A 26,824-nucleotide genomic window follows, 5' to 3' on the forward strand; every position below is an offset into this window, starting at 1 on the left:
TGGGCCAGAGGATTTCCAGCCGGGAAAGGTCGGTATGACAGCCAAACGCGACAGGCCGGTGTGGATTCCGGCCGATCTTGCCTCGGCCTTCGGGTTGCTGAGCCGCCTGCCCCTTCCGCAAACCCGCCACCACCGCGCGGCAGCCTGCTGGGCCTGGCCGCTGGTGGGGCTGGTGGTGGGCGGGCTGGCTGCAGCTGCGGGATGGGCGGCGGTGGCCGCTGGCCTGCCGGTCGGGCTGGCGGCGGCGCTGGTGCTGGCGGTCGGCGCGATGGCCACCGGCGCGCTGCACGAAGACGGGCTGGCCGATACAGCCGACGGGCTGTTCGGGGGCTGGACGCCTGAACGGCGGCTGGAGATCATGAAGGACAGCCATATCGGCAGCTATGGCACGCTGGCGCTGCTGCTGGTGGGTTTGGCTGCATGGTCGGCGCTGGGGGCGCTGCTGACCGCCGGCGCCTATGGGGCGATTGTGGCGGCGGCGGCACTGTCGCGCGCGCCGATGGCGCTGATCATGGCACTGATGCCGCAGGCGCGGGCCAATGGGCTGTCGCATTCGGTAGGGCAGCCCCCGCTATGGGCGGCGCTGTGTGCTTCGGGCGTGGCGATGCTGATCGCGCTGCCGCTTGGGCCAGTGGCCGGGGTGATGGCGGTTGCGGCAGCACTGGCCGCGATGGCGGTGGCGCTGCTGGCCCGGGCGCGGATTGGCGGGCAGACCGGGGATATTCTGGGGGCCAGTCAGCAAATGGCCTCTCTGGCGGCGCTGGCCGCTGCGGCGGGCTGGCTGGCATGAAAACGGCGGCCCCGATGGGCCGCCGTTTCCTGTAACATAAAGATCGGATCAAGCGGCGCGGCTGACCAGAACGTCATCGACGGTCTTGGCAGCAGAGCCTGCATCAACGCCGGACACAGCGGCGACTTCGCGGGTCAGACGCTCCAGCGCGGCTTCGTACAGCTGACGTTCGGAATAGGATTGTTCGCGCTGATCATCGCTGCGGTGCAGGTCGCGCACCACTTCGGCAATGGCCATCAGATCACCGGAGTTGATCTTTTGCTCATATTCCTGTGCGCGGCGCGACCACATGGCCCGCTTGACCTTGGCCTTGCCTTTCAGCGTATCCAGCGCCTTGGACACCACATCGGGGGCCGACAAGGCGCGCATGCCGATTTCGGTGGCTTTGTGCGTGGGAACCCGCAGCGTCATCTTGTCCTTTTCAAAGGTGATGACGAACAGCTCCAGCTTGAATCCGGCGATTTCCTGCTCTTCAATGGACATGATCTTGCCCACGCCATGAGCGGGATATACAACGAATTCATTCGGGCGGAACTCGGGTCTTTTGGACTTGGTCATTCAGTCGCTTCCTAACAGCGGAGGCCCTCTGGCGACAAAAGTACCGCCCGGACATGAAAATGTCCGGCGATGCGGTGGCAGATGTCACAAGAATGTCCACCTCAGGCGAGCAGCGCTGAGCGGATGTCAGGCGTCCATGGTTGTTTGTCATATATGTATAGCACAAAATTCACCTGATTCCAACTGCCGCAAACCCGGGCACCCCGGGTATCTGCCATTGAAATCATTGAACTTTCCCAAGCCACGCCGAATCAGCATGGCAGCGTTGCCGAATCACGTGTCAATAAGTGCTCAGCTGCCCTCGCCCGGCGCTTCGGAAAAATACTTATCGCGTTTGTCTTTTTCGCCGTCCCGCGCCTCGGCTTCGGGCAGCGGGTCCCGGCGGACTGTGATCACAGGCCACATTTCCGAATACTTGCGGTTGAAAGAGACCCAGGCATCCATATCCGGTTCTGTGTCCGGGCGGATCGCATCGGCGGGGCATTCGGGTTCGCACACGCCACAGTCGATGCATTCATCAGGGTGAATGACCAGCATGTTTTCGCCTTCATAGAAGCAGTCCACCGGACAGACTTCGACGCAGTCGGTGTATTTGCAGGCGATACAGTTATCAATCACCACATAAGTCATCGGATCAGGCCCTTGGATTGGTCGGGTCACTAGCTAGTGCAAGCCGGGGGATCATTCAAGCGCCTCTGGCAGCGCTTGCGGGTCGAGGTCGAGATAAAGCGCCTGCGCCTCGGCCGCCGGGCCGCGCCGCTCGCCAAGGGCCAGAACCCTGATCACGCGGATCTGCTTGCCCTGAGCAAAGGTCAGCACGTCGCCGGTGCAGATGCCGTGGCCGGGTTTGCGGGTGCGCTGGCCGTTCACCCGGCAATGGCCGCTTTCGATCACGTCGGCAGACAGGCCGCGCGATTTGAAAAACCGCGCCTGCCACAACCATTTATCCAGCCGCAGACGCGGCCGGGTGTCGGGCGCGGGCTTAGCCCCCGGCCCGGCCAAGCCTCAGACCTTGCCCTTCAGCGCCAGCAGCGCAGCAAAGGGGTTGTCAGGGTCGATCGGTTTGTCGGCACGCTGCGGGCGGGCCTCAAACTGGCGCGGCTTGTTGTCGTTGCGATCCGGACGGTCGCCCTTGCCCTTGCCGCGATCCCCCTTGCCATAGGGCTTGCCGTCACCTTGCGGGCGCGGGCCACGATCACCCTGCGGCCTGTCACCCTGCGGTTTGTCGCCGCGTGGGCGGTCTGACTTCGGGCGGTCGCCTTTCGGCCGATCTCCCTGCGGCCGATCTCCCTGCGGACGGTCACCCTGTGGGCGATCCCCTTGCGGACGGTCGCCTTGCGGGCGGTCCCCTTGTGGCCGGTCGCGGCGTTCGCCCTGCGGGCGGGCGCCGCGTTCGGGGCGGGCGTTGCGCGGCTTCGGAGCCCAGGTGAAGGTGTAGAACGACTCCATCTCTGGCGCTGCGGGTTCCGCTTCAGGCTCCGCCGGTTCGGGCTCTGGCACCGGGGCCAGCACCGAAACCTCTTCGGGAATCGGGTTCTGCGGCGCATCGGGGTCGACAGCGGGCAGCACCACAACCGGCTCTGCCGCCTTGACCTTGGCGCGTTCGGCCTTTTCACCCTTATAGCCCAGACCGGCCATCAGATCGGCGAACTGGTCCAGCGTCATGCCGGTGATCGACAGCATGTCCGGCGTCGCCTCAAACCCGGCGCGGCTGTCTTTCTGGCGCAGGATATCGGCCAGACGTTCCAGCATGTCGATGCGGATCGCACGGCTGCCCGCCGGGTGATAGCCTGCCAGCGTGTAATGCTCTTTCGGCACCTCGGCCACGTTGGGAATCGTCACCAGCCCGGGGGGCGGGCTTTCGGGGAATTCGTCCAGACCATTCCACAGCGACCACAGCACCAGCCGCAGACGCGTTGGCGCAGGTTTCAGCAGCAAGGGCAGGAAGATGGTGAACTGGCCAAAGCGCACGCCATGCTTGCGCAGGGCACCGCGCGCTTCCTGATCCAGTTCCTTGACGTCATTCGCCACAACGTCGCGCGGCAGAACGCCAAGGCCTTCGACCAGACGGAAGGCAAAGCCGCGGGCCAGCCCGGCAAGGGTTTCGTCCCGGCTCATCGCGGCCAGCGGCTCAAACTGCGCGGCCACTTTGCGGTCGATGAAATGCTGCAGGCGGCGGCGGACTTTTTCCACCACCTCGAACCCGGCTTCGTCATCGACGAAAGCCTCAACAGACGGGCGCAGCGCCTCGGCGCCCTTGACCAGCTTGCCGACCGCGGTGGTGCCCCACATCAGGCCCCCCTGCTCGGTGAAATCCATCTCGGTGTCGGGCGCGTTGTAGAAACGGTCCGCCCGCAGGTGGAATTCGGGCTTGAGCGCCTGAACGGCGGCCTGCGCCATCACCTTCGCCTCATCGGGGGAGGTGCTGGCATCCTGCCGGAACCGGAATCCCTCCAGCTTGCCGACAAACTCGCCCTCAACGGTCACTTCGCCTTTGTCATTCACCTCGGCCACGAGGGTCTCCTTCTGTTTCAACCGGCGAAGCAGAACGCTGGTCCGCCGGTCTACAAATCTCTGCGTCAGTCGTGCGTGTAACGCATCTGACAGGCGGTCTTCTACAGCGCGCGTCTCGTCGCGCCAATGGCTTTCGTCATCAACCCAGCCTTTGCGCTGTGCAATGTAGGTCCAGGTGCGAATATACGCCAACCGTTTGGAAATGGCATCGATATCGCCATCGGTCCGGTCGATTCTGGCCACTGCCTTGCCGATCCAGTCCGAAGGCACTCTGCCCCCACCCAAGCCCCGGCCGCAGAGGTATTCGAAAATCGTCGCCAGCAGGCCCGCATGGTCGCTGTCACTGGACCCGCGAAAGTCGGGGACGCGGCAGACATCCCATAGCAATTGCACACGTTTGGGGGTGGTCAGGCGGTCGCGCACCTCGGCCATTTCCACCAGCGCCTTGAGGGCGAGCACATCATCAGCGTCGCGGGCGCGGGTCAGCCATTCGTTGGAGGTGTGTTCCTCCAGACTGCGGATCAGGCGGTCGGCGGTGCCGAAATCCAGCTGATGATTGCGCCACATCAGTTTGCGGACCGGGGCGAACTGGTGGTTCTCGATAGCCTCGATGACATCCTCATCAATGGGCCGCGCTTCGCCCGTCACGCCGAAGGTGCCGTTTTCCGTGTGACGCCCGGCCCGGCCCGCGATCTGCGCCAGCTCTTGCGGGAAAAGCCCGCGCATCCGGCGGCCATCGAATTTGGCGGTGGCGGAAAAGGCGATGTGCTTGATGTCAAGGTTCAGGCCCATGCCGATGGCATCGGTGGCGACCAGATAATCAACATCGCCGTTCTGATACAGCGCCACCTGCGCATTGCGGGTCCGGGGGGAAAGCGCGCCCATAACCACGGCGCAACCGCCCTTTTGCCGGCGGATCAGTTCAGCAATGGCATAGACGTTTTCAACCGAAAACCCGACGATGGCACTGCGTGGCGGCATCCGGCTTATCTTTTTCGAACCTGTGTAGGTCAGCGTGCTGAACCGCTCGCGCTTCAGGAAGGTCACGCCCTGCACCAGCCCGGCAATCGCCGGGCGCATGGTTTCTGCCCCCAGAAACAGCGTTTCATGCAGGCCACGCGCCCGCAACAGCCGGTCAGTGAAGACATGGCCCCGGTCCGGATCAGCACAAAGCTGAATCTCGTCTATCGCCACAAAATCCGCGCCGATTTCCAGCGGCATCGCCTCTACTGTGCAGACCCAATACTGGGTGCGGTCGGGCACGATGCGTTCTTCACCCGTCACCAGCGCCACGACCGATGGGCCGCGCAGCGCGACAATCCGGTCATACACCTCTCGCGCCAGCAGGCGCAGCGGCAGGCCGATGACCCCGGTGCGGTGGCCCAGCATCCGGTCGATGGCGTAATGCGTCTTGCCGGTGTTGGTCGGCCCAAGGACCGCCGTGACCCGGCCCGTGGTCGCGCTCATCCTGTGTGCCTTTACGCCCTGCCGTTACAGATCAGTACCTGCGACCTTTGCCTCAAGCCGCTGCACCGACTGTGATACGCCGCGCAGGTTGGGATGTATAGCCAGGGCGGCGCGATACACTTCCAGCGCCTTTTGCGGATTGTTCAGTTCCTCATACATCGCGCCAAGCCCGGCCATGGCCCCGAAATGCCGTTCGTTGAGCGTCAGGGTGCGGGCAATATCTGCGATCGAGGGGCCGAACTGCCCCGCCTGATAATAGGCAGCGGCGCGACCATTCCAGCCTTCGGCAAACTCCGGCGCGTGGTCGGTCAGCGCGGTGAAATGATCAATCGCCTCGGCCGGGTTGCCTGCGGCAAGCGCATCGCGCCCACGTTGCAGCAAAAGATCCATCGCCGGAGATCCGCTTTTTGACCATTCATTCCAGATTTCCCGCTCCAGCCGCGCGGCGGCGCGGGCATCGGCAGATTTCAGCTTGTCGAACATCCCATCAAGCGGTTCTTCCGCCCCGGCGGTCGCCGTCAGCAGAAAAACTGCGAAAAGTGCCGCAACGATAGGATTGAGAAACTGACGATGAACTTTCATATGATGATGGTAGCGCATTGGCGCAGAAACACCATATCCAAGCCCTCACAAGGCAGAGAGGAATTTGTATGAGCGACGTGGTAACAGAAGCCGTCGACGTGCTGTCAAAAAAACTGTCCGGCGGTTTTGACGGTGTCGCAAAATTCGTGATCGAAGGCGAAGGCGCAATCATGCTGGACCCGACGGGCGTGCGCGCGGGCGATGACCCGGCAGATGTGACGATGACCGCCAGTGCCGAAGTGTTCAAACGCATTCTGGACGGCGATCTGAACCCGACCATGGCCTTCATGCAGGGCAAGCTGGCAGTCGATGGCAGCATGGGTCTGGCGATGAAGCTGGGTTCGGTTCTGGGGTGACGGCAGGCGCGCTCCTTCCGGCACCGTTTTATGCCGATCTTGCCCTTGGCCCCCAGGGTGGGGAAGCGTTCTGGCTGACGGCTGAGGATGGGCTGCGCATCCGTGCCGGGGTCTGGCCGGTTGGGGCAAAGGGTACGGTGCTGCTGTTCCCCGGCCGCACTGAATATGCCGAGAAATACGGCATGGCAGCCGCGGACCTGCAGGCGCGCGGCTATGCGACAGTGGCTATCGACTGGCGCGGGCAAGGGCTTGCGGACCGGATCTTGCCGGACCGCATGATGGGCCATGTCGGGCGGTTTCAGGATTATCAGCTGGATGTGCAGGCAGTTCTGGCGCTGGTCAGGCGGCTTGGCCTGCCCGAGCCGTTGTATCTGCTGTCGCATTCGATGGGCGGGGCGATTGCCTTGCGGTCGCTGATGCGGGGGCTGCCGGTGAAAGCCGCCTCGTTTTCGGCCCCGATGTGGGGCATTGCGATGGCCGCCTGGATGCGGCCCTTTGCCCAGCCGGTGGCGCAGCTGTCGGGCTGGTTTGGCCGCGCGCACCGCTTTGCCCCCAGCACATCGGAAAAAAGCTATGTGCTGGAGGCCGAGTTTGGCGGCAATGTGCTGACCAACGACCCGGACATGTGGCGCTACATGAAGCGGCAGGTGGTGGAACGTCCGGAACTGGCACTGGGCGGGCCGAGTCTGGCCTGGCTGCAGACGGCACTCATGGAATGCCGCGACATGTCGCTGGCCCCTGCCCCGGATTACCCGGCGCTGACCGCCCTGGGCAGCGCGGAAAAGGTGGTGGATGTCGCCCCGGTGCATCTGCGGATGGCAGGCTGGCGGCGCGGGCGGCTGGAACTGTTTGCGGGCGCCGAACACGAGATTCTGATGGAAACTCCGGACCGCCGGCAGCGGTTCTTTGACATGACGGCAGAACTGTTCGACGCGCATCCCTAAGCGGCCGGCCGCGCGCGGCGCCCGATGGGGGCCGCCCTGCGCGGTCTGTCTGGAAAACAGCAATCCGGGCGCGCGGTGCGCCGGGTCAGATCGTGATCTGACTGAATCCGTCGCGCAGGGCGTGGGACCAGGCGTCGCTCATGGCGCGGAAGGATTCGTCCCCCGCCTCGATCCGGCGCAGGGTGCCGATGCGCAGCTCATCGCGGATGACCACGCACAGATCCAGCGGCATGCCGACCGACAGGTTGGAGCGCAGCGTCGAGTCCATCGACAACAGCACCGCCTTTTGCGCATCGCTGAGCGTTGTGGTGGGCTTCACCACCCGGTCGAGGATGGGTTTGCCGTATTTGTGTTCGCCGATCTGCAGGAAAGGCGTGTCTTCGGTGGCCTCGATGAAATTGCCTTCGGGGTAGATCAGGAACATCCGCATGCCGCCGCCCTTGCGCTGACCGGCGACGATCATCGTGGCGCTGGCACCCTGCGCCATGGAGAGTTTTTCATCAATGTCGCGCCGCACCCGCGCCAGCACATCGCCAATGATTTCGGCAACCGCGAGCATGGTCGGGGCCAGCAGGACCGAGGTTTCGGGCGTGGCGTCGGGGCTGTCAATCGCGTCGCGCAGGCGTGCGATGGTGGTTTGGGTGACCGACAGACTGCCTGCGGTCAGCACTGTGATGATCCGCTCGCCCGGGTTTTCGAAATGAAACATCTTGCGATAGGTGGCGATGTTGTCGAGACCGGCGTTGGTGCGGGTGTCCGACAGCAGCACCATGCCTTCATTCAGCAACAGGCCGACACAATAGGTCATTTCAGGGTCCCCATGACGTTCCGCTGCACGCTATCGCCGGGGCGCGGGGATGGAAAGGGGCGATGATGCTGCGCGCGGCCCCGACCGCCAGATCACAGGCTGGCAAGCACGATCAGGGCGGGGCCACTGGCCAACTGCATCGCGCCAAGCACCAGGACAGCCGTTGCACCGATGCGGAAAAAGCGGCTTTGCCAGAATTTGCGGCGGGTCGCTGCCGTCTCGGCCATGACGGGTGCATCCGCGAGGGGCTCGGTTTCGAACAGGGCCGGCAAGGTGTGTTTCCGGGGAAGGACCGGACCGGCGCTGTGATCCTGTTGGTGGTCCGGCGGGGATGGGTCCGATGCGGAGATGTCAATCGGCTGGGACTGGTCCAGCGCCTCAAGAAATTGACCCAGCCGAAACACATCGCCGCCCTCGGCAGCCTCTTCCGGCCCCGGCAAGGCAAAGCCGGGTGCGTTTTCGGCAAGCCGGTGGATCAGATCCAGACGCGCCGCTTCATCGCTGGCGGGATAATGACCGGCGGGAGCGCCGGATTTATAGGTGTTCAGACCGAAGCCCGACTCGAGCAGGTATTTTCGCAGGTCAGGGGGCGCGCGGCGCAACGCATCAGCCGTGCGCGGGTCGCGGAACAGGGCCACGGTGGCAGACTCGCGTTCCGGACCAGTGCTGAAATCTTCCAGCATCCCGGCAAGGCGTGGATCAGTGGTTCCGAAATCCGGAATGATCCTGAAAATGTCAAAGTCATAGGCCAAGGCCATGGTGTATCCCCTGCGATCCTGTCGCAAGGGGCACGCTGCCCCCAGGATGTGGCAAGAGCGCGGCAAAATAAGGGAATTTACCGCAAAATCCCTGCTATTGCTGTGTCTGCGACTGGGTTTGCGACGCCTGCACCGTGACCGAGACGTCAAGGCTTTCTTCACCCTGCCCGCGCGCGATGCCCCGGATCATTGCAGCGTGCGGCGAATCAAGCCCCGAGCCCAGCCGGATGTAGCGGTCATCCGGGCAGCAGCGGTTGGCGGCATCAAAGCCCACCCAGCCCAGCCCGGCGATAAACACCTCGGCCCAGGCATGGGCGGCCTCGGCTGCCGCGCCGTCAACGCCGACCAGAAGGTAGCCCGAAACATAGCGCGCGGGCAGGCCGATGTGGCGCGCCACCGCAATCACGGCATGGGCCTGATCCTGACAGACGCCAGTGCCCTGCGCCAAGGCTTCGGCGGCGGTGGTGTGGGCGTTGGTGGTATCTGCCGTATAGACAATGGCGTCCGACACCCGTGCAGAGATATCATGCGCGGCGGCCAGCGCATCCTGCGCCGGCGTCAGTCCATCGGCCAGTGCGGCCAATGCTGCATCGGCCTCGGTCGGGTGGGTGCTGCGCAGATAGGCTTCCGGCGGTGTCAACTCTTTATGGCCGCGCAGCACGCCGGCCATATCGACGGTTTCAATCTGGCCGGTCACCCGCACGGTGATTTCATTGACCGGGCCAAGCACGGTCCAGCCCTGCACCCAATCGCCCGCGCCATCGCGGAAACCGCCGCCCATCTGGCCATCGCTGACGCTGACTTTCCAGCGGATCATCTTTTGCCCGGCGCATTGCGACGGCATCAGCCGGTGGCTTTGCACCACGCCGCGCACTGGCTGGTCGTAGAAATAGCGGGTGACATGATCAACACTCAGCAACATCAGCGCACATCCCCATTCAGATAGCAGTCGCGGACAACAGACCCGGCATGCGCCATATCCCCGATAAAGCGGCTGAGGAATTCGTGCAGCCCTTCTTCAAAAACATCCTCGACCCGCAGTTCGGCCAGTTCGGCATGAATGCCGCGCGCCCGTTCCTGCGCAAAGGTCTTGCGCTGGTAGCTGCGCGCCAGACGGTCCAGATGGTTGGTCATGCCTTCGACACAGGTGATCAGGCTGCGCGGGCATTGCGGGTTCAGGATCAGGAAATGCGCAATCTTGGCCGCCGTCACCTCGCCCCCATAAGCCCAGTGAAACGCCCGGTGCGAGGACATGGCGCGCAAGAGCGTGGTCCATTGGTAATTGTCGAGACCCGAGCCGACAAATTCGATCTTTGGCAACAGGACATAATATTTCACATCCATCAGCCGGGCGGTGTTGTCGGCGCGTTCCAGATAATAGCCAAGATTCAGGAAATCCCAGCCATCGTTGCGCAACAGGGTGGCGTCAATGGACCCGCGCACAAGGGCGGTGTTGCGCATGGTCCAGTCGGTCAGCAGTGACAGGTCCAGCTCTGACCGCGGGCGGCGTTCCAGCTGGCGCAATTCCTGAAACGCGGTGTTGAGCGCATCCCAGACCTGCGTGGTCAGGGCCGTGCGCACGATGCGCCCGTTTTCACGCGCCGCCGTGATGCACGACATCACAGAAGACGCGTTGTCGCTGTCAAAAAAGAACCAGCTTTCCAGATTGCGCTGGACGGCATCGCCGTATTTCTTGGCGAACCCGTTGGCGGTGCCGCTGGCGTGCAGCAGCGATTCCCATTCGTTGCGATAGCCTGCCGCCGAGGGCATCAGCGCGATGCGCGCCCCCACCTCCAGCAGTCGGGCCGAGGTTTCAGCACGCTCCAGATAGCGGGCGAGCCAGAAGAGGTTGTCTGCGGTTCTGCTCAGCATGATGTGTTCACTCCGCCAGCACCCAGGTATCCTTGACGCCCCCGCCCTGCGACGAGTTTACCACCAGCGACCCTTCGGTCAGCGCCACGCGGGTAAGGCCACCCGGCACCAGTTCGATCCGCTCGCCCACCAGACAATAGGGCCGCAGATCGACATGACGGGGGGCGATGCCTTCGGCAACAAAGGTCGGCGTGGTGGACAGCGCCAGCGTGGGCTGGGCGATGTAGTTGTGCGGGTTGGCGGTGATGCGGGCGCGGAACAGTTCCACCTGATCCGCCGAGGCTTTCGGCCCCACCAGCATGCCATAGCCGCCAGAGCCATGAACCTCTTTCACCACCAGATCCTTGAGGTTGGACAGCACGTATTTGCAATCGTCATCCTTGCCGCATTGCCAGGTCGGCACATTCTTCAGGATCGGTTCTTCGCCCAGATAGAACCGGATCATTTCGGGCACATAGGTATAGACTGCCTTGTCATCGGCCACCCCTGCCCCCGGTGCCGAACAGATGCTGACCCCGCCGGAACGGTACACATCCATCAGCCCCGGAATGCCCAGCATGGAATCCGGGCGGAAACACAGCGGGTCAATGTAGGAATCGTCCAGACGGCGGTAGATCACATCCACCCGGCGCGGGCCTTCGGTGGTGCGCATGAAGACGTATTCGCCTTCGACAAACAGATCCTGCCCTTCGACCAGTTCCACGCCCATCAGGTCGGCCAGAAAGGAATGCTCGTAATAGGCCGAATTGTAATGCCCCGGCGTCAGGATCACCACCGTCGGGTCGCGGTCACATTTGGCGGGGGCGACGCTGGCAAGGGTGCGGCGCAGGATTTCGGGGTAGCTGTCCACCGGCTCGATCCGGTTTTCGCGGAACAGGTCGGGGAACATCCGCATCATGATCTCGCGGTTTTCCAGCATATAGCTGACGCCGGAAGGGGTGCGGCAATTGTCTTCCAGCACGAAGAATTCATCAGGGCCCGTGCGCACCAGATCAATGCCGACGATGTGGGAATAGACCCCCTTGGGCGGCACAAAGCCGACGACAGAGTTTTCATAGGCCTCATTCAGATAGACCAGACGGCCGGGAATGCGACCGGCGCGCACGATCTCTCCGCGCCCGTAGACATCGACCAGAAACGCATTCAGCGCCCGTGCCCGTTGCTTGATGCCGCGTTCCAGTTTCGCCCATTCGGCCCCGGAAAACACCCGGGGGAACATGTCGAACGGGATCAGCCGGTCGGGATCGCCGCCTTCGCCATAGACCGCAAAGGTGATGCCGATACGGCGAAACAATGCCTCGGCCTCGGCCTGCTTCATCTGGCGCAGTTCGGCGGGCATGGAGGTCATCCAGTCCTGCAGACGCGCATAGGGTGCGCGCACGTCACTGCCCTGATACATCTCATTGAAGTAACTTGTCACAAACGGCCCCCGTGCCCTCGTTCTTGAAGTCAGTAAATCAGTCCGTTTCCAACTGCGAAAGGGGGAGCCTGCATTTCCTGCCCGTATTCCCCCCATTCGCCCGCATTTTGTGCGGCGCAAATGTGTCCTGTGACCTTTCCCGATTGCGGGGGCGTGCTAATCTCTGCCCATGTCCGCAGAATTGCTCAGTTTTACCGAACGCGGCATTTTCTGTGCCGAAGGCGGGTTCTACATCGACCCGTGGCGGCCCGTTGACCGGGCGCTGATCACCCATGGCCACAGCGATCACGCCAGATGGGGCCATGGCCACTATCTTTGCACGGATCAGGCCTTGCCGGTGATGCGCCACCGGCTGGGGCAGATCGTGGCCGAGGGGATTGCCTATGGCGAGGTGCGGCAGATCGGCGGGGTCCGCGTGAGCTTTCGCCCCGCCGGGCATGTGCCGGGATCCGCGCAGATCAGGGTGGAGCGCGGCGGCGAGGTCTGGGTCGTCTCGGGCGATTACAAGGTCGAGGATGACGGGTTGTCCGAGGCGTTTGTGCCGGTGCCCTGCCATACCTTCATCACCGAATGCACCTTTGGCCTGCCGCTGTTCCGCTGGCAGCCGCAGGCGGTGATTGCCGGGCAACTGGCCGCGTGGTGGCAGACCAATGCGGCAGAGGGGCGGGTGTCGATCCTGGCGGCTTACGGTCTGGGCAAGGCGCAGCGGCTGATGACGCTGCTGCCCGATGCGGGCCCGATCCTGACCCATGGCGCGGTGGAAGAAACCACCCGCATATTGCGCGATCAGGGCTATGCGCTGCCGCAAACCATACGCGTCACGCCCGGGATTGATGCGAAATCGCATCCCGGGGCCTTGGTGATTGCGCCGCCATCGGCGCTTGGCACCGCATGGGCGCGGCGCTTTGGCCCTACGGCTGAGGCTTTTGCCAGCGGCTGGATGGCGTTGCGTGGCATCCGTCGCCGCCGGGGCCTTGGCACCGGCTTTGTGATCTCGGATCACGCCGACTGGCCCGGCCTGAACACGGCGATCCGCGCCACCGGGGCCGAGCGGGTCTTTGTCACCCACGGCTACACCACGCCGTTCCGGCGCTGGCTGGAGGAACAGGGCTATGACGCCGGGATCGTCCAGACCGAATTCGGCGGTGATGAAGCGGATACGGAAAGCGCGGCGGAACCGGCATGAAGCGTTTCGCCGCCCTGTTCAATGCCTTGGACGCCACGACAAAAACCGGCGAGAAAACTGCCGCCTTGTCTGCCTATTTCTGCACCGCCCCCGAGGCGGACCGGGTCTGGACCATTGCCCTGCTGTCGGGCCGCCGCCCGAAGCGCGCCGTCAATGCCACCGAACTGCGCATTTGGGCGGCAGAGGCGGCCGGGGTGCCGCTGTGGCTGTTCGAGGAATCTTACAATGTGGCAGGCGATCTGGCGGAAACCATCGCCCGCCTGCTGCCCTTGCCAGGCCAAGAGACCGACCCGTCGCTGGATGCCACCATCCGCGCGCTGATGGCGCTGACCGGGCGGCCCGAAGCGGAACGCCGGGCCTTTGTCACCGCGTCATGGGCAGCTTTGGGTCCGGATGAGCGGTTTTTGTTCAACAAGCTGCTGACCGGCGGTTTTCGCATGGGGGTCAGCCGGGGGTTGATGACCCGCGCGCTGGCACAGGCGACCGGCGTGGAAGAGGCGGTGATGGCGCACCGGCTGATGGGTGACTGGGACCCGGCCCGCACCCGCTTTGTCGACCTGACGCAGGAAGGTGGTGCGGGGCAGGCTGCACGGCCCTATCCGTTTGCGCTGGCCAGTCCGCTGGAGGCGGCACCCGACAGCCTTGGCCCGGCAACCGACTGGCTGGCCGAATGGAAGTGGGATGGCATCCGCGGCCAGATCATCGCCCGCAATGGGGCCTTTGCGGTCTGGAGCCGGGGCGAGGATCTGATCACCGACCGCTTTCCCGAATTTGCCCCCCCCTGCAGGACCATCTGCCCCCCGGCACCGTGCTGGATGGCGAGATCGTGGTTTGGAACGGCTCTGCCCCCCTGCCCTTTGCAGATCTGCAAAAGCGCCTTGGCCGCAAGACCGTGCCGAAAAAACTGCTGGCCGAGGCCCCGGCACATTTTCTGGCCTATGATCTGCTGGAAGCGGAGGGTCTGGACCTGCGCGACGCCCCCCTGTCAGACCGCCGCGCACGGCTGGAGGCGGTGCTGGCCGCCCTGCCGCCCGGGCTGCCACTGTCGCCTTCGCCAGCCGCCGTTGGCGACTGGGCCGCGCTGACCGCGATACGCGCGCAGGCACGCGACCGGATGGCCGAGGGGTTGATGCTCAAACGCCTGTCCTCGCCCTATCACACCGGGCGCAAGCGGGGGGATTGGTGGAAATGGAAGCTGGACCCGTTCACGGTGGACGCGGTGATGCTGTATGCGCAGGCGGGGCACGGGCGGCGGGCCAACCTGTTCACCGATTTCACCTTTGCGGTGCGTGACGGCAATGATCTGGTGCCCTTCACCAAAGCCTATTCCGGCCTGACCGACGTGGAGTTCGCCGAGATCACCCGCTGGGTCGGCAAGCACACGCTGGAACGCTTCGGCCCGGTGCGCCGGGTCTCACCCGAGCTGGTGTTCGAAATCGGGTTCGAGGGGATACAGGCAAGTCCGCGCCACAAATCCGGCATCGCGCTGCGCTTTCCGCGCATGCTGCGCTGGCGCAAGGATAAGGGGGTGGACGAGATTGACACGCTGGACGGCCTGCGCGAGCTGCTTCGGCAGATGTCGGGTGCGGTGGCTTTGCCCGCAAAAGTAAAAAAGACGGGGGCTTTGCCCCCGGACCCCCAGGATATTTAGAAACAGATGATGGGCAGCGGGTTGTCTTTTCGGCAACGCCGCCCCTATTTGAAGGAAAGAGATTTCTGGAAGGATGGTCCATGACCCTGCCAATGCCCCGCCCCGTTTTTGATGCCAATGCAACCTCTGGCGGGTTTGGCAGCCTGCCCGAATGGGATCTGCGCGATCTGTATCCTTCGCCGGAGTCGGACGCGTTCGCGACGGATATGGGCTGGCTGGAAACGGCCTGCGCGGAATTTGCGGCGGCGTATGAAGGCAAGCTGACGGGTCTGGATGCAAGTGCGATGCTGGCCTGTGTGCTGGCCTATGAGCAGATCGACATTGTTGCCGGGCGGCTGATGTCCTTTGCGGGGCTGCGCTATTACCAGAACACGATGGACAGCGACCGCGCCAAGTTCATGGCCGATGTGCAGGACAAGATCACCACCTTCACCACGCCGCTGGTGTTTTTCAGCCTTGAGTTCAACCGGCTGGAAAACGTCCCGCTGGACGCGCTGATCGCCGCCAATTCCGATCTGGCCCGCTACAAGCCGGTGTTTGACCGGATGCGGGCGATGCGGCCGCATCAGCTGTCGGACGAGCTGGAAAAATTCCTGCATGACGAGTCGGTCGTGGGCGCAAGTGCGTGGAACAAGCTGTTTGATGAAACCATGGCCGGGTTGATGTTCAGCGTCGAGGGCGAAGAGGAAGAGCTGAACCTTGAAGCCACGCTGAACCTGCTGACCGACCCGGTGCGCGCCAAGCGCGAAGCCGCAGCGCGGGCGCTGGCAGTGGTGTTTGACAAGAACATCAAGCTGTTTGCCCGGGTGCACAACACCCTCGCAAAGGAAAAAGAAATCCATGACCGCTGGCGCAAGATGCTAAGCCCGCAACATGGCCGGCACCTGTCGAACCATGTCGAGCCCGAGGTGGTGGAGGCGCTGCGCAATGCCGTGGTCGCGGCCTACCCAAAGCTGAGCCACCGCTATTACCGGCTGAAAGCCAAGTGGATGGGTCTGGAGCGGTTGCAGGTCTGGGACCGCAACGCGCCGCTGGCGCTGGAGCCTGCGCGCGTGGTGGGTTGGGATGAGGCGACGAAGACGGTGCTGGACGCCTACGGCAGCTTCGCGCCCGAAATGGCCGAAATTGCGAAGCCGTTCTTTGAGAAGGGCTGGATCGACGCCGGGGTCAAGCCGGGCAAGGCCCCCGGAGCCTTCGCACACCCCACCGTGTCTACCGTGCACCCTTATGTGATGCTGAACTATCTGGGCAAGCCGCGCGATGTGATGACGCTGGCGCATGAGCTGGGCCACGGCGTGCATCAGGTGCTGGCGGCGGGTCAGGGTGAATTGTTGTCCTCCACCCCGCTGACGCTGGCAGAAACCGCAAGTGTGTTCGGCGAGATGCTGACCTTCCGCAAACTGCTGGATCAGGCCAAGACGAAGGCCGAGCGCAAGACCCTGCTGGCGGGCAAGGTCGAGGATATGATCAACACCGTGGTCCGCCAGATCGCGTTCTACGACTTTGAATGCAAACTGCACGCCGCGCGGGCGGAAGGCGAGCTGACGCCGGATGACATCAATGCGCTGTGGATGAGCGTGCAGGCGCAATCCTTGGGCGATGTGTTTGATTTCATGGACGGCTATGAAACCTTCTGGGCCTATATCCCGCATTTCGTGCATTCGCCGTTCTATGTCTATGCCTATGCCTTTGGTGACGGGCTGGTGAACGCGCTGTATGCGGCTTACGCCGATGGCTTGCCGGACTTTGAAGCGAAGTATTTCGAGATGCTGAAAGCTGGCGGATCAAAGCACCACAAGGAGCTGCTGGCACCGTTCGGGCTGGATGCATCGGACCCGAAATTCTGGGACAAGGGCCTGTCGATGATTGCAGGCTTTATCGACGAGCTGGAGGCGATGGAGGACTGACCTCCCGCCTTACATCCGGTTGGACCGGCGCTCTACCAGACTGGCAAGGTGGGCGAGCATCAATTGCTCGGCCGCTTCGGCGGAATTGGCGACGGCATCAGCGCCGGTCAGATCCCGCAGATCAGGTTCGTGCGTGGTGATCGCCCCGCCGATCATCACCCAGACCCCGGGAATATGCGCGCGCAGCGCCACCACAAGCCGGGTCAGCGGCAGGGTCATTTCGGGCGACGTCGCCCCCAGAGCCACGCTGATCGGCGCGCGGCGTTCGATATCGGCGATCAGGCCGTCATGGTCGTCGTTCGACACCAGTTCGATTTCCCAGCCGCGACGGCGCAGATCATCGGCGGTCATGGTCAGGCCGATCATATGGCCCTCTTGCGGACAGGGTGCAAAAACCGCGTGCTGGCCGGGTTTGCGGTCAGAGATCTGCACAAAGACATCGCGCAGATCGTTCATGATCCGCCACACCCGATGCGAGGTGCGCAGCATCGACGGCATCGCAATCCCGTCACGCGCCCAGGTGTTTCCGACCTGCTGCACCGCGCCCGCCAGCAAGCCGTAGTACAGCGTATCAGCGGTCATTCCCCCCAGCCGCGCATCGCGCACATAGTCAGCCGCCAAAGCATCGTCTTCGGACAACAGGGCCTTGCTCAGCAGAGCGATTTTCGGGGCCGTCGCCTCTACCCGGTCACGGCGCGCTTGTGCCGCGACACGCAGGATGACCTCTTCGGCAAACGAAAATACACTGGCTGTCGAAGCCCCTGAACGCTGGCTGTCAGAGCGTGATGCGCGGCGGGCATCAGCGGACGGCGCTGGAAAGCGTGTTGCCATGTCTGGTCACTTTGATCTTGAGCCGCGCGTTGAACGGGCCGGATGGCCTTGTGACGCGGGGCAGTCCCCCCGGACGATTCCTGTCCTTGGATCAACTCTTGTCCAAATGTGTCAACCTGTCCAGACAAGTTTTGCAGAAATCTGCGCTGCATCTGCATGCTGCAACGCAGAAATCATTGGCTTTTTCGCCCTAGAGCGTGATTTCCTGTGCGGTATCAAGGGCGCGGTCCATCATCGCCTGTGTCCCGCGCACAAATTCAAGCGGGCACGGATAAGCGGCCCCGGTGCGGACACTGCGGCCAAAGGCTTCGACCTGCAGCTTGTAGTGGTTGTCGGTCGGGAAGCGGTCGGTGATCACGCGCTGGCCGGGCAGGTGCAGTTCGACTGAGGCCACGTCGTGCACGTTGGCGTTGAACGGGGCAGAGCCGACGCGGATCATGCCCTTGTCGCCCTGAAACACCACCTCTTGCCGGTTGGCCAGCCGCATCGAGGTCATCGAGCGATAGGTGAATCGCCCGGTCGGGCCCTGCATCATGGCATTCAGATCGGCAAACACCTCAACCCCGGCGTCCAGAATGATCTTAGCCGCCACGTCCACGGGTTCCGCTCCGGTGACAAAGCGCATCGACCCCAGGGTATATACCCCGATATCACGCAGCGACCCGCCGCCGGTATCGGGGCGGTTGCGGATGTTGTCCGGCTCTGCCGCGTTGTTATAGCTGAAGGCGGCATCGACGTGGCGCAGCTGGCCGATCTTGCCCTCTGCCAGCCACTCCTTGGCGCGTTGCCATTGCGGATGATGTACGATCATGAACGCCTCTGCCGCCAGCAGCCCGCTGGCGTCGCGGGCGACGATGATCTGGTCGATCTGCTCGGCGCGCAGGGCGATGGGCTTTTCGGTCAGCACATGCTTGCCGGCGGCCAGTGCCTTGAGCGTCCATTCCACATGCAGATGGTTCGGCAGCGGCACGTAAACCGCATCAATCGTCGGATCGGCAAGCAGCGCATCATAGCTGGAATGCAATTGCAGGCCGGGGCAAAAGGCGCGGAAGCCGTCGGCCTTGGCAGGGTCTGACGTGGCCAGAGCCGCAAGTTCGGCCCCTGCGGCGGCATGGATGGCCGGAGCCATATGCTCACGTGCGAATTTGGCCGCGCCAAGCACGCCCCAACGAACTGGTTTCATCTGCTGTCTCTCCCTGTTAGCGCAATCAGCCTAACGGCTTGGGGCGACAGGGGGAAGCCCCTTGAGGCGCGGTATCAGTCCTTGCGGAACCGCATCAGGGTCATCATGCCGAAGGGCGGCAGCGCCACCTCTTCGATCAGGCTCAGCCCGCGCGTATCGGTGACGGTGCTGCGCCGGAAGTCGGAATGCCAGCCCAGACGGTCGGCAAAGGGCGCAAAGACCCGTTCCAGCCAAGGCAGCGCACCCTTGTCCTGCGGGTCGCGGGCGAAATGGTTGACCATGACGATGGTGCCGCCGGGGCGCAACACGCGGGCCATTTCGGCCATCACCCGCTCGGGTTCCGGCACGACCGACATGATGTGCAGCGCTGAGATGTGGTCAAAGCTGTTGTCGGGAAATTCCAGCACGCGCGCATCCATCAGGCGCAGCGCTTCGACATTCGACAGGCCGAGTTCAGACACCTTGCCTTGCGCCTTTTCCAGCATTTCGGCACTGGCGTCGATGCCGGTCACCAGAACTTCGGGCCGGTAGGCGGGCAGGGACAGGCCGGTGCCCACCCCCACCTCCAGCACACGCCCGCCCAGCCCGTTCAGCACAGACACCGCCCGGCGTCGCCCCACCCGCGTGATCACGCCGAATGTGGCGTCGTAGATCGGGGCCCAGCGGGCATAGGATTTGCGGACAGCGTGGATATCCATGTCAGACGACACTCCTTAAAGACCGCGCACTTTTGCGCCAGAGAAACAGGATTGCCGCAAGATACACCAGATCCAGCAACAGCAATGTGACCCAAGGATAGGTCAGCAAGGCGGCAATCAGCGCCACCGACCCCACGAGGATGAAGCGGGCGTTTTCGGTATAGATCCTCACCCCCTTGAAAGAAGGTGTTGGCATCCGTGAAATCATCAGCGCGCCGACAAAGACCATCCAGATCGAAACCGCCCATGGCGGCAGGCGCAGGGCGTTGTCAAAGCCATAAGCCAGATAGATCGGCAACAGCGCCAGCATCGCCCCCGCAGGCGAGGGTACACCGACAAAGCCCTTGGGTTTATCGGCAGCCTCCGGCTCACGATTGCCGACGTTGAACCGCGCCAGACGCAACATGCAGCACACCGCGTAGATCAGCACCGCAATCCAGCCGAGCGAGGTGTCGGCGCGCATGCCCCAGAAATACAGCACCAGTGCCGGGGTCACGCCAAAATTGACCAGATCGCACAAGCTGTCCAGCTCGGCCCCGATGGCGCTTTCAGATTTCAGCATCCGCGCCAGCCGCCCGTCGATCCCGTCCAGTGCGGCGGCAAGGCCGATCAGCGCCACCGCCCAGCCAAACCGCCCTTCGACCGCCATGCGGATCGCGGTCAGCCCGGCGCACAGCGCAAGGATCGAGATCAGGTTCGGCAGCAGGTGCAGAATGTGCATCCGGCGCCGCAGCGGCGCTTTCGGCTCTTCGGTCATTCCAGACGGCCCATGGTCTGCGGCAATTCACGCCCCAGCACCGCCAGCACGGTTTCGCCCGCCACCATGGTCTGGCCGATGGCAACCTGCGGGTTCACGCCTTCAGGCAGGTAAACATCCACACGGCTGCCAAAACGGATCAGGCCAAAGCGTTCGCCGGTGCGAATGCCCTGCCCTTCGGCCACCCACCACATGATGCGGCGCGCGACCAGACCAGCGATCTGCACCACGGCAATCTGGCGGCCATCAGGCAGGTCAATCCGCAGCGAGTTGCGCTCATTGTCCACCGACGCTTTGTCGAGCGAGGCGTTCAGGAACTTGCCCGGCCGATAGCTCATGGCACCGATGGTGCCGGCAACCGGCGCGCGGTTCACGTGGCAGTTGAACACGTTCATGAACACCGACACCCGCATCAGCGGCTCCGGCCCCATGCCCAGTTCCGGCGGAGGCACGGCGCGTTCGATCAGGCTGATCACACCATCGGCAGGCGAGACCAGAATGCCCGCGCCCTGCGGCACGGTGCGCTTGGGATCGCGGAAGAAGTAGTAGCACCAGACCGTCAGGCCGACGCCGATCCAGCCCAAAGGCTCCCACAGCCAGAACAGCACAAGGGTGATCGCGGCAAAGATTGCCACGAATTTATAGCCCTCAGGGTGCATCGGTTTAAGAAAAGTGCCCAGCATGGTCATGGTTGGTCCGGTCCTTTTAACCAATGGCCGAGGACGTAGCCTGCCCGCCCGGCGGGGGCAAACAAAAACGACACATCAGCCGACAAAAACGTCAGATTTTCGGCGGATGCCCGCCAGTTATGCTGGGAGTGGTAACGGTCCCCAGCCGTAAGGCCAAGGGCTTGCAGACATGCGAAAGGCGGCCCGTAGCGGGGCCGCCTTCCTTTCGACAGGGCGGCAGCATCAGCCCGGAACCACCATGCCCTTGCCCTTGGCAAGTTCGCGCATCTTGCTCTGCAGCTTTTCAAACGCCCGCACTTCGATCTGGCGGATGCGTTCGCGGCTGACCGAGTGCTTTTCCGACAAGGTTTCCAGCGTGACAGGCTCTTCGGCCAGACGGCGCTGCATCAGGATTTCCTTTTCGCGGTCGTTCAGCACCGACATGGCCTGCACCAGCAGACGGCGGCGGATGTCCAGCTCGTCCGTCTCGGCATAAGCCTCGGCCTGATTGCTGTTTTCATCTTCCAGCCAGTCCTGCCACTGCGCGCCGCCATCCTCGGACCCGACGGTCGCGTTGAGCGACGCATCGGCACCGGCCATGCGGCGGTTCATGGCGATGACCTCATCCTCGGTCACCGACAGATCCTTGGCAATCTGGGCCACATTTTCCGGGCGCAGATCGCCTTCTTCCAGCGCGCCCAGCTTGGCCTTGGCCTTACGCAGATTGAAGAACAACTTTTTCTGCGCGCTGGTGGTGCCCAGTTTCACAAGGCTCCACGACCGCAGGATATATTCCTGAATGCTGGCCCTGATCCACCACATCGCATAGGTCGCCAGACGGAAGCCGCGTTCCGGGTCAAACCGCTTGACCGCCTGCATCAGGCCGACATTGGCCTCGGAAATCACTTCCGCCTGCGGCAGGCCATAGCCGCGATAGCCCATGGCGATTTTGGCGGCCAGGCGCAGGTGACTGGTCACCAGCTTATGCGCCGACGCGCTGTCCTGCCGGTCGACCCAGGCCTTGGCCAGCATGTATTCTTCTTCCGGTTCCAGCAGCGGAAACTTGCGGATTTCCTGCATATACCGGTTCAGGCCCTGTTCCGGGCTTGGTGCGGGTAGGTTGGTATAGGTGCTCATCTTTCGCCCCCTGTTTCGCCCCGGTGCCATCAGCCCCCGGGGACCGCTTAACCTAAGGTTTGCCTGCCGCCCCTGCAAGGGCACGACCTATCATCCCTTGATTAACGCCCAGTGAAGCCCTTTCCGTTCCTCACGGAAAGGTATGTGACCGGGTTTTCACGCGAATGTCAGTCTTTGGGTGCGCGCATCGCCTCTAAAAGCGTCGCGATATCGTCTGGCAGCGGCGAGGTGAATTCCAGCCATTCATCGGTGACCGGGTGGGTAAAACCCAGCGTGGCCGCGTGCAGCGCCTGCCGGGGAAAGCCGTTGCCCATGTCGGCGGCAAGGGGCGTGAGCGCCTTGGGCGACAGTTTGCGCTTGCCGCCATAGGTCTGATCGCCCAGCAGCCCATGCCCGGCATGGGCCATGTGCACCCGGATCTGATGGGTGCGCCCGGTTTCCAGCCAGCATTCCACCAGTGCGGCCTGATCGGCAAACGCCTCCAGCACCCGAACCCGCGTGACTGCGTGGCGGCCATCATGCCAGACCACCGCCTGCCGCTGACGGTCGGTCTTGTGGCGCGCCAGCAGGGTGGCAATCTTGATGATGCCGCCGGTCTCGAACGTGACCCCCTTGATCCCGCGCAGGCGCGGGTCGGCAGCATTGGGTACGGCATGCACCAGCGCCAGATAGCGGCGGTTCACGTCATGGCGTTCGAACTGCGTGGCCAGACCGTGATGCGCCTTGTCGGATTTCGCCACCACCAACAGGCCGGTGGTGTCCTTGTCGATCCGGTGCACAATCCCCGGCCGCCGCTCACCACCGATGCCTGACAGCGTGTCGCCACAATGGGCCAGCAGCGCGTTCACCAACGTGCCAGATGGCGTGCCGGGGGCCGGATGAACCACCATGCCGACGGGTTTATCGACCACGATCAGGTGGTCATCTTCATAGATCACGCTCAGCGGAATGTCTTCGGCCAGTGTATCCACACTGACAGGCGGGTCGAGGAACAGGGTGATCACATCACCATCCTCAGCGCGCGTCTTGGGGTCGGTCAGCGCCTCACCCCCACGCCAGACCGCACCCTCACCGATCATCTTCATCAGCCGGGTGCGGGAAAGCGACGCTTCCTCTGGCACCGAACGGGCAAGCGCCTTATCAAGACGGTCAGCGCAGCCTGTCGCGATGGTCACCAGCAGGGTGAACTCGTCGTCCTCGGATGCATCGGCAAAAGGGCCTGACATGAACAACACTCCTGAAACCGAAGCGCTTCCGCCTTCGCTGAGACTTCTGAAATGGCTGGTGATCACACTTACCGCCACGATGATTGTCGGTGTCATAACCGTGGTCGGGCTGCTTGTCACCCGTATGCCGGATATCTCGCCACTGGCCACGCCGGATCAGCTGGCCCTGCCCGACGGCGCGCGGGCAGCGGCGGTGACGATGGGGCGCGATTTCATTGCTGTGGTCACAGAAGATGACCGCATTCTGATCTTCGGCCGCGATGGAGCGTTGCGGCAGGAAGTGGATGTGGTGGGCGTCACCAGCAGCACACAGCCCTGAACGTCAGACCCGCTTCAGCCTGATCACCACATCGACGCGTGAAACCTCGGTGCCGTCGGGCGCGTCGGGCAGGCCGCTGATTTCCAGCTGATCCTTGGGCGCATCGGTCAGCTCTGCCGTGTCTTCCCAGTAGAAATGCGGGTGATCATCCATGCGGGTGTCGAAATAGCTTTTCGATCCGTCCACCACCACTTCGTTCATCAACCCAGCCTCGCAAAAGGCGCGCAAGGTGTTGTAAACCGTGGCAAGGCTGACCCGGTCGCCTGACTGCACCGACAGGGCGAACAGGCTTTCCGCCGTGACATGCCGGTCAAGCCCGTCGCCCACCAGCAGACTGGCAAGCGACAACCTCTGGCGCGTCGGGCGCAAACCGCCCTTTGCCAGCCATTCCGTTCCACGTTCCAGTGCCGAATTTTGCATATGGGTTCCTGTCGTCATCCTTCATATAAAGCGCTTGCCCCCCCGATTTCAATGGAAAACAGGGAGAGTGCCTGCGCGGCGCGCCCTTGCCTCTGACTCTGTGCAAGTGTTACAGCATTGAAACGAATGACACCGGACTACGGGAGAACAGTCGACGATGGGTCAATTTCCGTCCAGCTTTGACAAAGAGGCACTTCTGGCCTGCGCGCGTGGTGAATTGTTCGGCCCCGGTAATGCCCAGCTTCCCGCGCCGCCGATGCTGATGATGGACCGCATCACCGAGATTTCCGAAGATGGCGGTGAATTCGGCAAGGGCCATGTGGTGGCCGAATTCGACATCAGCCCCGACCTGTGGTTTTTCGACTGCCATTTCCCCGGCAACCCGATCATGCCCGGCTGCCTTGGCCTGGACGGGTTGTGGCAGCTGACCGGCTTTAACCTCGGCTGGCGCGGCTGGCAGGGTCGCGGCTATGCGCTGGGTGTGGGTGAGGTGAAGCTGACCGGCATGGTGCGGCCTGACCGCAAGATGCTGCGCTATTTCGTCGATTTCACCAAGGCGCTGTCGACCCGCCGCCTGACCATGGGCGTGGCCAATGGCCGGGTGGAAGCCGACGGCGAAGTGATTTACCAAGTGACAGATATGAAAGTGGCCCTCTCGGCCACCTGACCCCAAGATAGGAGGCGCCCATGCGTCGTGTTGTCATCACCGGCATCGGCATTGTTTCCCCCATCGGCAACACCGCCGCTGAGGTTGAAGCATCCCTGCGGGCCGGGAAATCCGGCATCGTCTTCGCGCCCGAATATGCCGAACGCGGCTTCCGCAGCCAGATCCACGGTCAGCCGCAGATCGTGCTGGAGGACAATATCGACAAGCGCGATCTGCGCTTCATGGGCGACGGCGCAGCCTACAACTTCATCGCCATGCGGCAGGCGATTGAAGATTCGGGGCTCGAGGCGTCGGACATCTCGAACGACCGCACCGGCATTATCGTCGGCTCTGGCGGGCCCTCGACCAAGTCGTTCTTCAAGGCCCACAATATTGTGCGCGATTCCGGCAGCCCGAAACGGATCGGCCCGTTCGGGGTGACAAAAGGCATGTCATCCACCAACTCGGCCTGCCTTGCGACGCCGTTCAAGATCCGGGGCGTGAACTATTCGATCACCTCGGCCTGTTCCACCTCGGCCCATTGCATCGGCAACGGGGCAGAGCTGATCCAGTTCGGCAAGCAGGATATCGTGTTTGCCGGTGGGGGTGAGGAGTTGGACTGGACGCTGTCTTGCCTGTTTGACGCCATGGGCGCCATGTCATCCAAGTACAACGACGCGCCCGAAACCGCATCGCGCGCTTTTGACGCGACGCGCGACGGGTTCGTGATTGCCGGCGGCGGTGGTGTGGTGGTTCTGGAAGAGTTGAACCACGCACTGGCGCGCGGGGCAAAGATCTATGCCGAAGTCACCGGCTATGGTGCCACATCCGACGGCCACGACATGGTGGCCCCTTCGGGTGAGGGCGGCGAGCGCTCGATGCGGCAGGCCATTGCCACCCTGCCTGAAGGCCGCAGCATCAGCTATATCAATGCCCATGGCACCAGCACCCCCGCAGGCGACGTGACCGAGGTCAAAGCCGTGCGCCGGGTCTTCGGTGACGGTTCGGTGCCGCCGATTTCCTCGACCAAATCGCTGACAGGCCACAGCCTGGGTGCCACCGGCGTGCATGAGGCGATTTACTCCCTGCTGATGTTGCAGGGCAATTTCATCGCGGCTTCGGCCAATGTCACCCAGCTTGACCCCGAGCTGAAACCCGAAGAAATCGCCACCACCTATCGCGAGGGCGTGGAGATGGATTCTGTCCTGTCCAACAGCTTTGGCTTTGGCGGCACCAATGCGACATTGGTGATGAGCAAATATCGCGCGTAAGGACAGATCATGGCCGGTTGGATGAAGGGCAAGCGCGGGCTTGTCATGGGCGTGGCGAATGAACGCTCGATCGCCTGGGGCATTGCGAAGACGCTGGCCGATGAGGGCGCAGAGCTGGCGTTTTCCTATCAGGGCGACGCTTTCGGCAAGCGGGTGGAGCCGCTGGCGGCCTCTGTCGGGTCTGACCTGCTGGTCGATGTTGATGTGACCAACGACGACAGCATGGACGCCTGCTTTGCCGCCCTGAAGGATCGCTGGGGTACGATGGATTTCCTGATCCACGCCATCGCGTTTTCCGACAAGAACGAGTTGACGGGCCGGTTCATCAACACGTCACGCGGGAACTTCCAGAACTCGCTGACGATTTCGTGCTTCTCCTTCATCGACGTGGCGCGTCGCGCGTCAGAGATGATGCCGGATGGCGGCAGCCTGATCACCCTGACCTTTCAGGGCTCAAACCGCGTGTCACCGAATTACAACGTGATGGGCGTGGCCAAAGCGGCGCTGGAAAGCGCCACGCGCTATCTGGCCAATGATCTGGGCGCGCAGAAGATCCGCGTCAACGCGATCTCTCCCGGCCCGATGAAAACCCTCGCGGGGGCCGCCATCGGCGGCGCGCGGGCCACCTATCGCCACACCGAAGAAAACGCGCCCCTGCGCGCGAATGCCACGCTGGAGGCGATTGGCGGCACGGCGGCCTGGCTGTGTTCCGATTTCGGGGCCTCGACCACGGGTGAGGTGATCCATGTCGATGGCGGCTATCATGTGCTGGGCTTCCCGCAGCCCGCGAACATGTAAGCGCAAGAATTTTCTGCGAAAATTCGTAGAAACGATTTTTCGCAGAAAAATCGCCCG

27 protein-coding genes and 1 pseudogene are annotated in these 26,824 nt (G+C 63.1%); 10 read left to right on the plus strand and 18 right to left on the minus strand.

All coding sequences use genetic code 11. The annotated features are described in order from the left end of the window. Positions 1-34: 34 nt before the first annotated feature. Complete coding sequence (locus tag Q7J44_RS14635; RefSeq protein ID WP_304881094.1) at positions 35-790, plus strand: adenosylcobinamide-GDP ribazoletransferase; 756 nt, start codon at positions 35-37, stop codon at positions 788-790. Positions 791-838: 48 nt separating this feature from the next. Here the strand turns inward: Q7J44_RS14635 and Q7J44_RS14640 are convergent, their stop codons facing one another. The 5 genes from Q7J44_RS14640 to Q7J44_RS14660 all read right to left on the minus strand — a co-directional run bounded on the left by Q7J44_RS14640 (position 839) and on the right by Q7J44_RS14660 (position 5,911). Beyond that, positions 839-1,348: a CarD family transcriptional regulator gene (locus tag Q7J44_RS14640; protein WP_100197925.1), complete on the minus strand. Its 510-nt coding sequence runs from the start codon at positions 1,346-1,348 to the stop codon at positions 839-841. A gap of 291 nt (positions 1,349-1,639) precedes the next feature. Beyond that, complete coding sequence (gene fdxA, locus Q7J44_RS14645) at positions 1,640-1,978, minus strand: ferredoxin FdxA (RefSeq protein WP_304881098.1); 339 nt, start codon at positions 1,976-1,978, stop codon at positions 1,640-1,642. Positions 1,979-2,029: 51 nt separating this feature from the next. Then, positions 2,030-2,350, minus strand: a complete 321-nt coding sequence (locus Q7J44_RS14650) for an RNA-binding S4 domain-containing protein (protein ID WP_304881100.1) — start codon at positions 2,348-2,350, stop codon at positions 2,030-2,032. A 3-nt stretch (positions 2,351-2,353) separates the two neighbouring features. Continuing rightward, entirely contained in the window at positions 2,354-5,329 is a 2,976-nt protein-coding gene (locus Q7J44_RS14655) for a helicase-related protein (RefSeq protein ID WP_304881102.1), read from the minus strand. Positions 5,330-5,353: 24 nt separating this feature from the next. Further along, complete coding sequence (locus tag Q7J44_RS14660; protein ID WP_304881104.1) at positions 5,354-5,911, minus strand: tetratricopeptide repeat protein; 558 nt, start codon at positions 5,909-5,911, stop codon at positions 5,354-5,356. A 68-nt stretch (positions 5,912-5,979) separates the two neighbouring features. Between Q7J44_RS14660 and Q7J44_RS14665 the strand changes: the two genes are divergently transcribed. After that, the gene (locus Q7J44_RS14665; RefSeq protein ID WP_304881106.1) at positions 5,980-6,267 is read left to right on the plus strand and encodes an SCP2 sterol-binding domain-containing protein; all 288 of its coding nucleotides are present in this window, start codon (positions 5,980-5,982) and stop codon (positions 6,265-6,267) included. Continuing rightward, the gene (locus Q7J44_RS14670; RefSeq protein WP_304881108.1) at positions 6,264-7,211 is read left to right on the plus strand and encodes an alpha/beta fold hydrolase; all 948 of its coding nucleotides are present in this window, start codon (positions 6,264-6,266) and stop codon (positions 7,209-7,211) included. The genes Q7J44_RS14665 and Q7J44_RS14670 overlap by 4 nt, the downstream gene beginning before the upstream one ends. 85 nt (positions 7,212-7,296) lie before the next feature. On the opposite strand, the gene Q7J44_RS14675 is transcribed toward Q7J44_RS14670, so the two are convergent. The 5 genes from Q7J44_RS14675 to Q7J44_RS14695 all read right to left on the minus strand — a co-directional run bounded on the left by Q7J44_RS14675 (position 7,297) and on the right by Q7J44_RS14695 (position 12,048). Beyond that, entirely contained in the window at positions 7,297-8,019 is a 723-nt protein-coding gene (locus Q7J44_RS14675; protein WP_304881110.1) for a peptidase, read from the minus strand. A 92-nt stretch (positions 8,020-8,111) separates the two neighbouring features. Continuing rightward, positions 8,112-8,777 carry a hypothetical protein gene (locus Q7J44_RS14680; protein ID WP_304881112.1) on the minus strand — a complete coding sequence of 222 codons (666 nt, stop codon included), beginning with the start codon at positions 8,775-8,777 and terminating at the stop codon, positions 8,112-8,114. Between the two features lie 94 nt (positions 8,778-8,871). Then, a complete protein-coding gene (locus Q7J44_RS14685; RefSeq protein ID WP_304881113.1) occupies positions 8,872-9,699 on the minus strand; it encodes a transglutaminase family protein in 828 nt (275 codons plus the stop codon). Further along, positions 9,699-10,649 carry an alpha-E domain-containing protein gene (locus tag Q7J44_RS14690; RefSeq protein WP_304881115.1) on the minus strand — a complete coding sequence of 317 codons (951 nt, stop codon included), beginning with the start codon at positions 10,647-10,649 and terminating at the stop codon, positions 9,699-9,701. Before Q7J44_RS14690 ends, Q7J44_RS14685 begins: the two co-directional genes overlap by 1 nt. A 7-nt stretch (positions 10,650-10,656) precedes the next feature. After that, positions 10,657-12,048, minus strand: coding sequence for a circularly permuted type 2 ATP-grasp protein (locus Q7J44_RS14695; protein ID WP_304881276.1), 1,392 nt, complete (start codon positions 12,046-12,048; stop codon positions 10,657-10,659). Positions 12,049-12,238: 190 nt separating this feature from the next. Between Q7J44_RS14695 and Q7J44_RS14700 the strand changes: the two genes are divergently transcribed. The 3 genes and pseudogenes from Q7J44_RS14700 to Q7J44_RS14710 all read left to right on the plus strand — a co-directional run bounded on the left by Q7J44_RS14700 (position 12,239) and on the right by Q7J44_RS14710 (position 16,813). Beyond that, positions 12,239-13,255: a ligase-associated DNA damage response exonuclease gene (locus tag Q7J44_RS14700; RefSeq protein WP_304881116.1), complete on the plus strand. Its 1,017-nt coding sequence runs from the start codon at positions 12,239-12,241 to the stop codon at positions 13,253-13,255. After that, positions 13,252-14,906, plus strand: a pseudogene (locus Q7J44_RS14705) (ATP-dependent DNA ligase). The gene Q7J44_RS14700 and the pseudogene Q7J44_RS14705 overlap by 4 nt, the downstream one beginning before the upstream one ends. Positions 14,907-14,986: 80 nt before the next feature. Continuing rightward, positions 14,987-16,813: a M3 family oligoendopeptidase gene (locus Q7J44_RS14710; RefSeq protein WP_304881118.1), complete on the plus strand. Its 1,827-nt coding sequence runs from the start codon at positions 14,987-14,989 to the stop codon at positions 16,811-16,813. Positions 16,814-16,822: 9 nt separating this feature from the next. Here the strand turns inward: Q7J44_RS14710 and Q7J44_RS14715 are convergent, their stop codons facing one another. The 7 genes from Q7J44_RS14715 to Q7J44_RS14745 all read right to left on the minus strand — a co-directional run bounded on the left by Q7J44_RS14715 (position 16,823) and on the right by Q7J44_RS14745 (position 23,313). Beyond that, positions 16,823-17,644, minus strand: a complete 822-nt coding sequence (locus Q7J44_RS14715; protein WP_304881120.1) for a B12-binding domain-containing protein — start codon at positions 17,642-17,644, stop codon at positions 16,823-16,825. A 190-nt stretch (positions 17,645-17,834) separates the two neighbouring features. Next, positions 17,835-18,827 carry a Gfo/Idh/MocA family protein gene (locus tag Q7J44_RS14720; protein ID WP_304881122.1) on the minus strand — a complete coding sequence of 331 codons (993 nt, stop codon included), beginning with the start codon at positions 18,825-18,827 and terminating at the stop codon, positions 17,835-17,837. Between the two features lie 74 nt (positions 18,828-18,901). Next, the gene (locus Q7J44_RS14725; RefSeq protein WP_304881123.1) at positions 18,902-19,525 is read right to left on the minus strand and encodes a class I SAM-dependent methyltransferase; all 624 of its coding nucleotides are present in this window, start codon (positions 19,523-19,525) and stop codon (positions 18,902-18,904) included. Position 19,526: 1 nt separating this feature from the next. After that, positions 19,527-20,282: a CDP-diacylglycerol--serine O-phosphatidyltransferase gene (pssA, locus tag Q7J44_RS14730; RefSeq protein WP_304881125.1), complete on the minus strand. Its 756-nt coding sequence runs from the start codon at positions 20,280-20,282 to the stop codon at positions 19,527-19,529. Beyond that, positions 20,279-20,971, minus strand: coding sequence for a phosphatidylserine decarboxylase (locus Q7J44_RS14735; protein ID WP_304881127.1), 693 nt, complete (start codon positions 20,969-20,971; stop codon positions 20,279-20,281). The genes pssA and Q7J44_RS14735 overlap by 4 nt, the downstream gene beginning before the upstream one ends. A gap of 222 nt (positions 20,972-21,193) precedes the next feature. Continuing rightward, positions 21,194-22,087 carry an RNA polymerase sigma factor RpoH gene (rpoH, locus tag Q7J44_RS14740; protein WP_304881129.1) on the minus strand — a complete coding sequence of 298 codons (894 nt, stop codon included), beginning with the start codon at positions 22,085-22,087 and terminating at the stop codon, positions 21,194-21,196. Between the two features lie 167 nt (positions 22,088-22,254). Further along, positions 22,255-23,313 carry an RluA family pseudouridine synthase gene (locus tag Q7J44_RS14745; RefSeq protein ID WP_304881131.1) on the minus strand — a complete coding sequence of 353 codons (1,059 nt, stop codon included), beginning with the start codon at positions 23,311-23,313 and terminating at the stop codon, positions 22,255-22,257. Here Q7J44_RS14745 and Q7J44_RS14750 point away from each other — a divergent pair. Next, positions 23,312-23,632 (plus strand): DUF6476 family protein, encoded by a 321-nt coding sequence (locus Q7J44_RS14750; RefSeq protein ID WP_304881133.1) that lies wholly within the window; start codon positions 23,312-23,314, stop codon positions 23,630-23,632. The two genes, Q7J44_RS14745 and Q7J44_RS14750, sit on opposite strands and share 2 nt — an antisense overlap. A 3-nt stretch (positions 23,633-23,635) precedes the next feature. Here Q7J44_RS14750 and irrA read toward each other — a convergent pair whose 3' ends face one another. After that, positions 23,636-24,052, minus strand: coding sequence for an iron response transcriptional regulator IrrA (gene irrA / locus Q7J44_RS14755; protein ID WP_304881135.1), 417 nt, complete (start codon positions 24,050-24,052; stop codon positions 23,636-23,638). Between the two features lie 157 nt (positions 24,053-24,209). Between irrA and fabA the strand changes: the two genes are divergently transcribed. The 3 genes from fabA to Q7J44_RS14770 are packed head-to-tail and all read left to right on the plus strand — an operon-like array spanning position 24,210 to position 26,767. Next, on the plus strand, positions 24,210-24,719 hold the full coding sequence (fabA, locus tag Q7J44_RS14760; RefSeq protein WP_304881137.1) for a bifunctional 3-hydroxydecanoyl-ACP dehydratase/trans-2-decenoyl-ACP isomerase: 510 nt from the start codon (positions 24,210-24,212) through the stop codon (positions 24,717-24,719). 20 nt (positions 24,720-24,739) lie between these two features. Next, positions 24,740-25,969, plus strand: coding sequence for a beta-ketoacyl-ACP synthase I (fabB, locus tag Q7J44_RS14765; RefSeq protein ID WP_304881139.1), 1,230 nt, complete (start codon positions 24,740-24,742; stop codon positions 25,967-25,969). 9 nt (positions 25,970-25,978) lie between these two features. Then, on the plus strand, positions 25,979-26,767 hold the full coding sequence (locus Q7J44_RS14770; protein WP_304881141.1) for an enoyl-ACP reductase: 789 nt from the start codon (positions 25,979-25,981) through the stop codon (positions 26,765-26,767). Positions 26,768-26,824 lie beyond the last annotated feature (57 nt).

It is taken from the genome of Pseudotabrizicola sp. (assembly GCF_030656345.1).
Classification (GTDB): Bacteria; Pseudomonadota; Alphaproteobacteria; order Rhodobacterales; family Rhodobacteraceae; genus Pseudotabrizicola.

Bases quoted from the DNA above. Each gene is read 5' to 3' on its own strand.
- rpoH (WP_304881129.1), bottom strand. From the start codon at position 22,087: ATGAGCACCTATACCAACCTACCCGCACCAAGCCCGGAACAGGGCCTG.
- Q7J44_RS14745 (WP_304881131.1), bottom strand. From the start codon at position 23,313: ATGTCAGGCCCTTTTGCCGATGCATCCGAGGACGACGAGTTCACCCTG.
- Q7J44_RS14690 (WP_304881115.1), bottom strand. From the start codon at position 10,649: ATGCTGAGCAGAACCGCAGACAACCTCTTCTGGCTCGCCCGCTATCTG.
- Q7J44_RS14675 (WP_304881110.1), bottom strand. From the start codon at position 8,019: ATGACCTATTGTGTCGGCCTGTTGCTGAATGAAGGCATGGTGCTGCTG.
- Q7J44_RS14660 (WP_304881104.1), bottom strand. From the start codon at position 5,911: ATGAAAGTTCATCGTCAGTTTCTCAATCCTATCGTTGCGGCACTTTTC.
- Q7J44_RS14720 (WP_304881122.1), bottom strand. From the start codon at position 18,827: ATGAAACCAGTTCGTTGGGGCGTGCTTGGCGCGGCCAAATTCGCACGT.
- Q7J44_RS14725 (WP_304881123.1), bottom strand. From the start codon at position 19,525: ATGGATATCCACGCTGTCCGCAAATCCTATGCCCGCTGGGCCCCGATC.
- Q7J44_RS14715 (WP_304881120.1), bottom strand. From the start codon at position 17,644: ATGGCAACACGCTTTCCAGCGCCGTCCGCTGATGCCCGCCGCGCATCA.
- Q7J44_RS14695 (WP_304881276.1), bottom strand. From the start codon at position 12,048: ATGTATCAGGGCAGTGACGTGCGCGCACCCTATGCGCGTCTGCAGGAC.
- Q7J44_RS14770 (WP_304881141.1), top strand. From the start codon at position 25,979: ATGGCCGGTTGGATGAAGGGCAAGCGCGGGCTTGTCATGGGCGTGGCG.
- fabB (WP_304881139.1), top strand. From the start codon at position 24,740: ATGCGTCGTGTTGTCATCACCGGCATCGGCATTGTTTCCCCCATCGGC.
- Q7J44_RS14710 (WP_304881118.1), top strand. From the start codon at position 14,987: ATGACCCTGCCAATGCCCCGCCCCGTTTTTGATGCCAATGCAACCTCT.
- Q7J44_RS14635 (WP_304881094.1), top strand. From the start codon at position 35: ATGACAGCCAAACGCGACAGGCCGGTGTGGATTCCGGCCGATCTTGCC.
- Q7J44_RS14735 (WP_304881127.1), bottom strand. From the start codon at position 20,971: ATGACCATGCTGGGCACTTTTCTTAAACCGATGCACCCTGAGGGCTAT.
- Q7J44_RS14665 (WP_304881106.1), top strand. From the start codon at position 5,980: ATGAGCGACGTGGTAACAGAAGCCGTCGACGTGCTGTCAAAAAAACTG.
- pssA (WP_304881125.1), bottom strand. From the start codon at position 20,282: ATGACCGAAGAGCCGAAAGCGCCGCTGCGGCGCCGGATGCACATTCTG.
- Q7J44_RS14655 (WP_304881102.1), bottom strand. From the start codon at position 5,329: ATGAGCGCGACCACGGGCCGGGTCACGGCGGTCCTTGGGCCGACCAAC.
- Q7J44_RS14750 (WP_304881133.1), top strand. From the start codon at position 23,312: ATGAACAACACTCCTGAAACCGAAGCGCTTCCGCCTTCGCTGAGACTT.
- Q7J44_RS14700 (WP_304881116.1), top strand. From the start codon at position 12,239: ATGTCCGCAGAATTGCTCAGTTTTACCGAACGCGGCATTTTCTGTGCC.
- Q7J44_RS14640 (WP_100197925.1), bottom strand. From the start codon at position 1,348: ATGACCAAGTCCAAAAGACCCGAGTTCCGCCCGAATGAATTCGTTGTA.
- Q7J44_RS14685 (WP_304881113.1), bottom strand. From the start codon at position 9,699: ATGTTGCTGAGTGTTGATCATGTCACCCGCTATTTCTACGACCAGCCA.
- irrA (WP_304881135.1), bottom strand. From the start codon at position 24,052: ATGCAAAATTCGGCACTGGAACGTGGAACGGAATGGCTGGCAAAGGGC.
- Q7J44_RS14680 (WP_304881112.1), bottom strand. From the start codon at position 8,777: ATGGCCTTGGCCTATGACTTTGACATTTTCAGGATCATTCCGGATTTC.
- fdxA (WP_304881098.1), bottom strand. From the start codon at position 1,978: ATGACTTATGTGGTGATTGATAACTGTATCGCCTGCAAATACACCGAC.
- fabA (WP_304881137.1), top strand. From the start codon at position 24,210: ATGGGTCAATTTCCGTCCAGCTTTGACAAAGAGGCACTTCTGGCCTGC.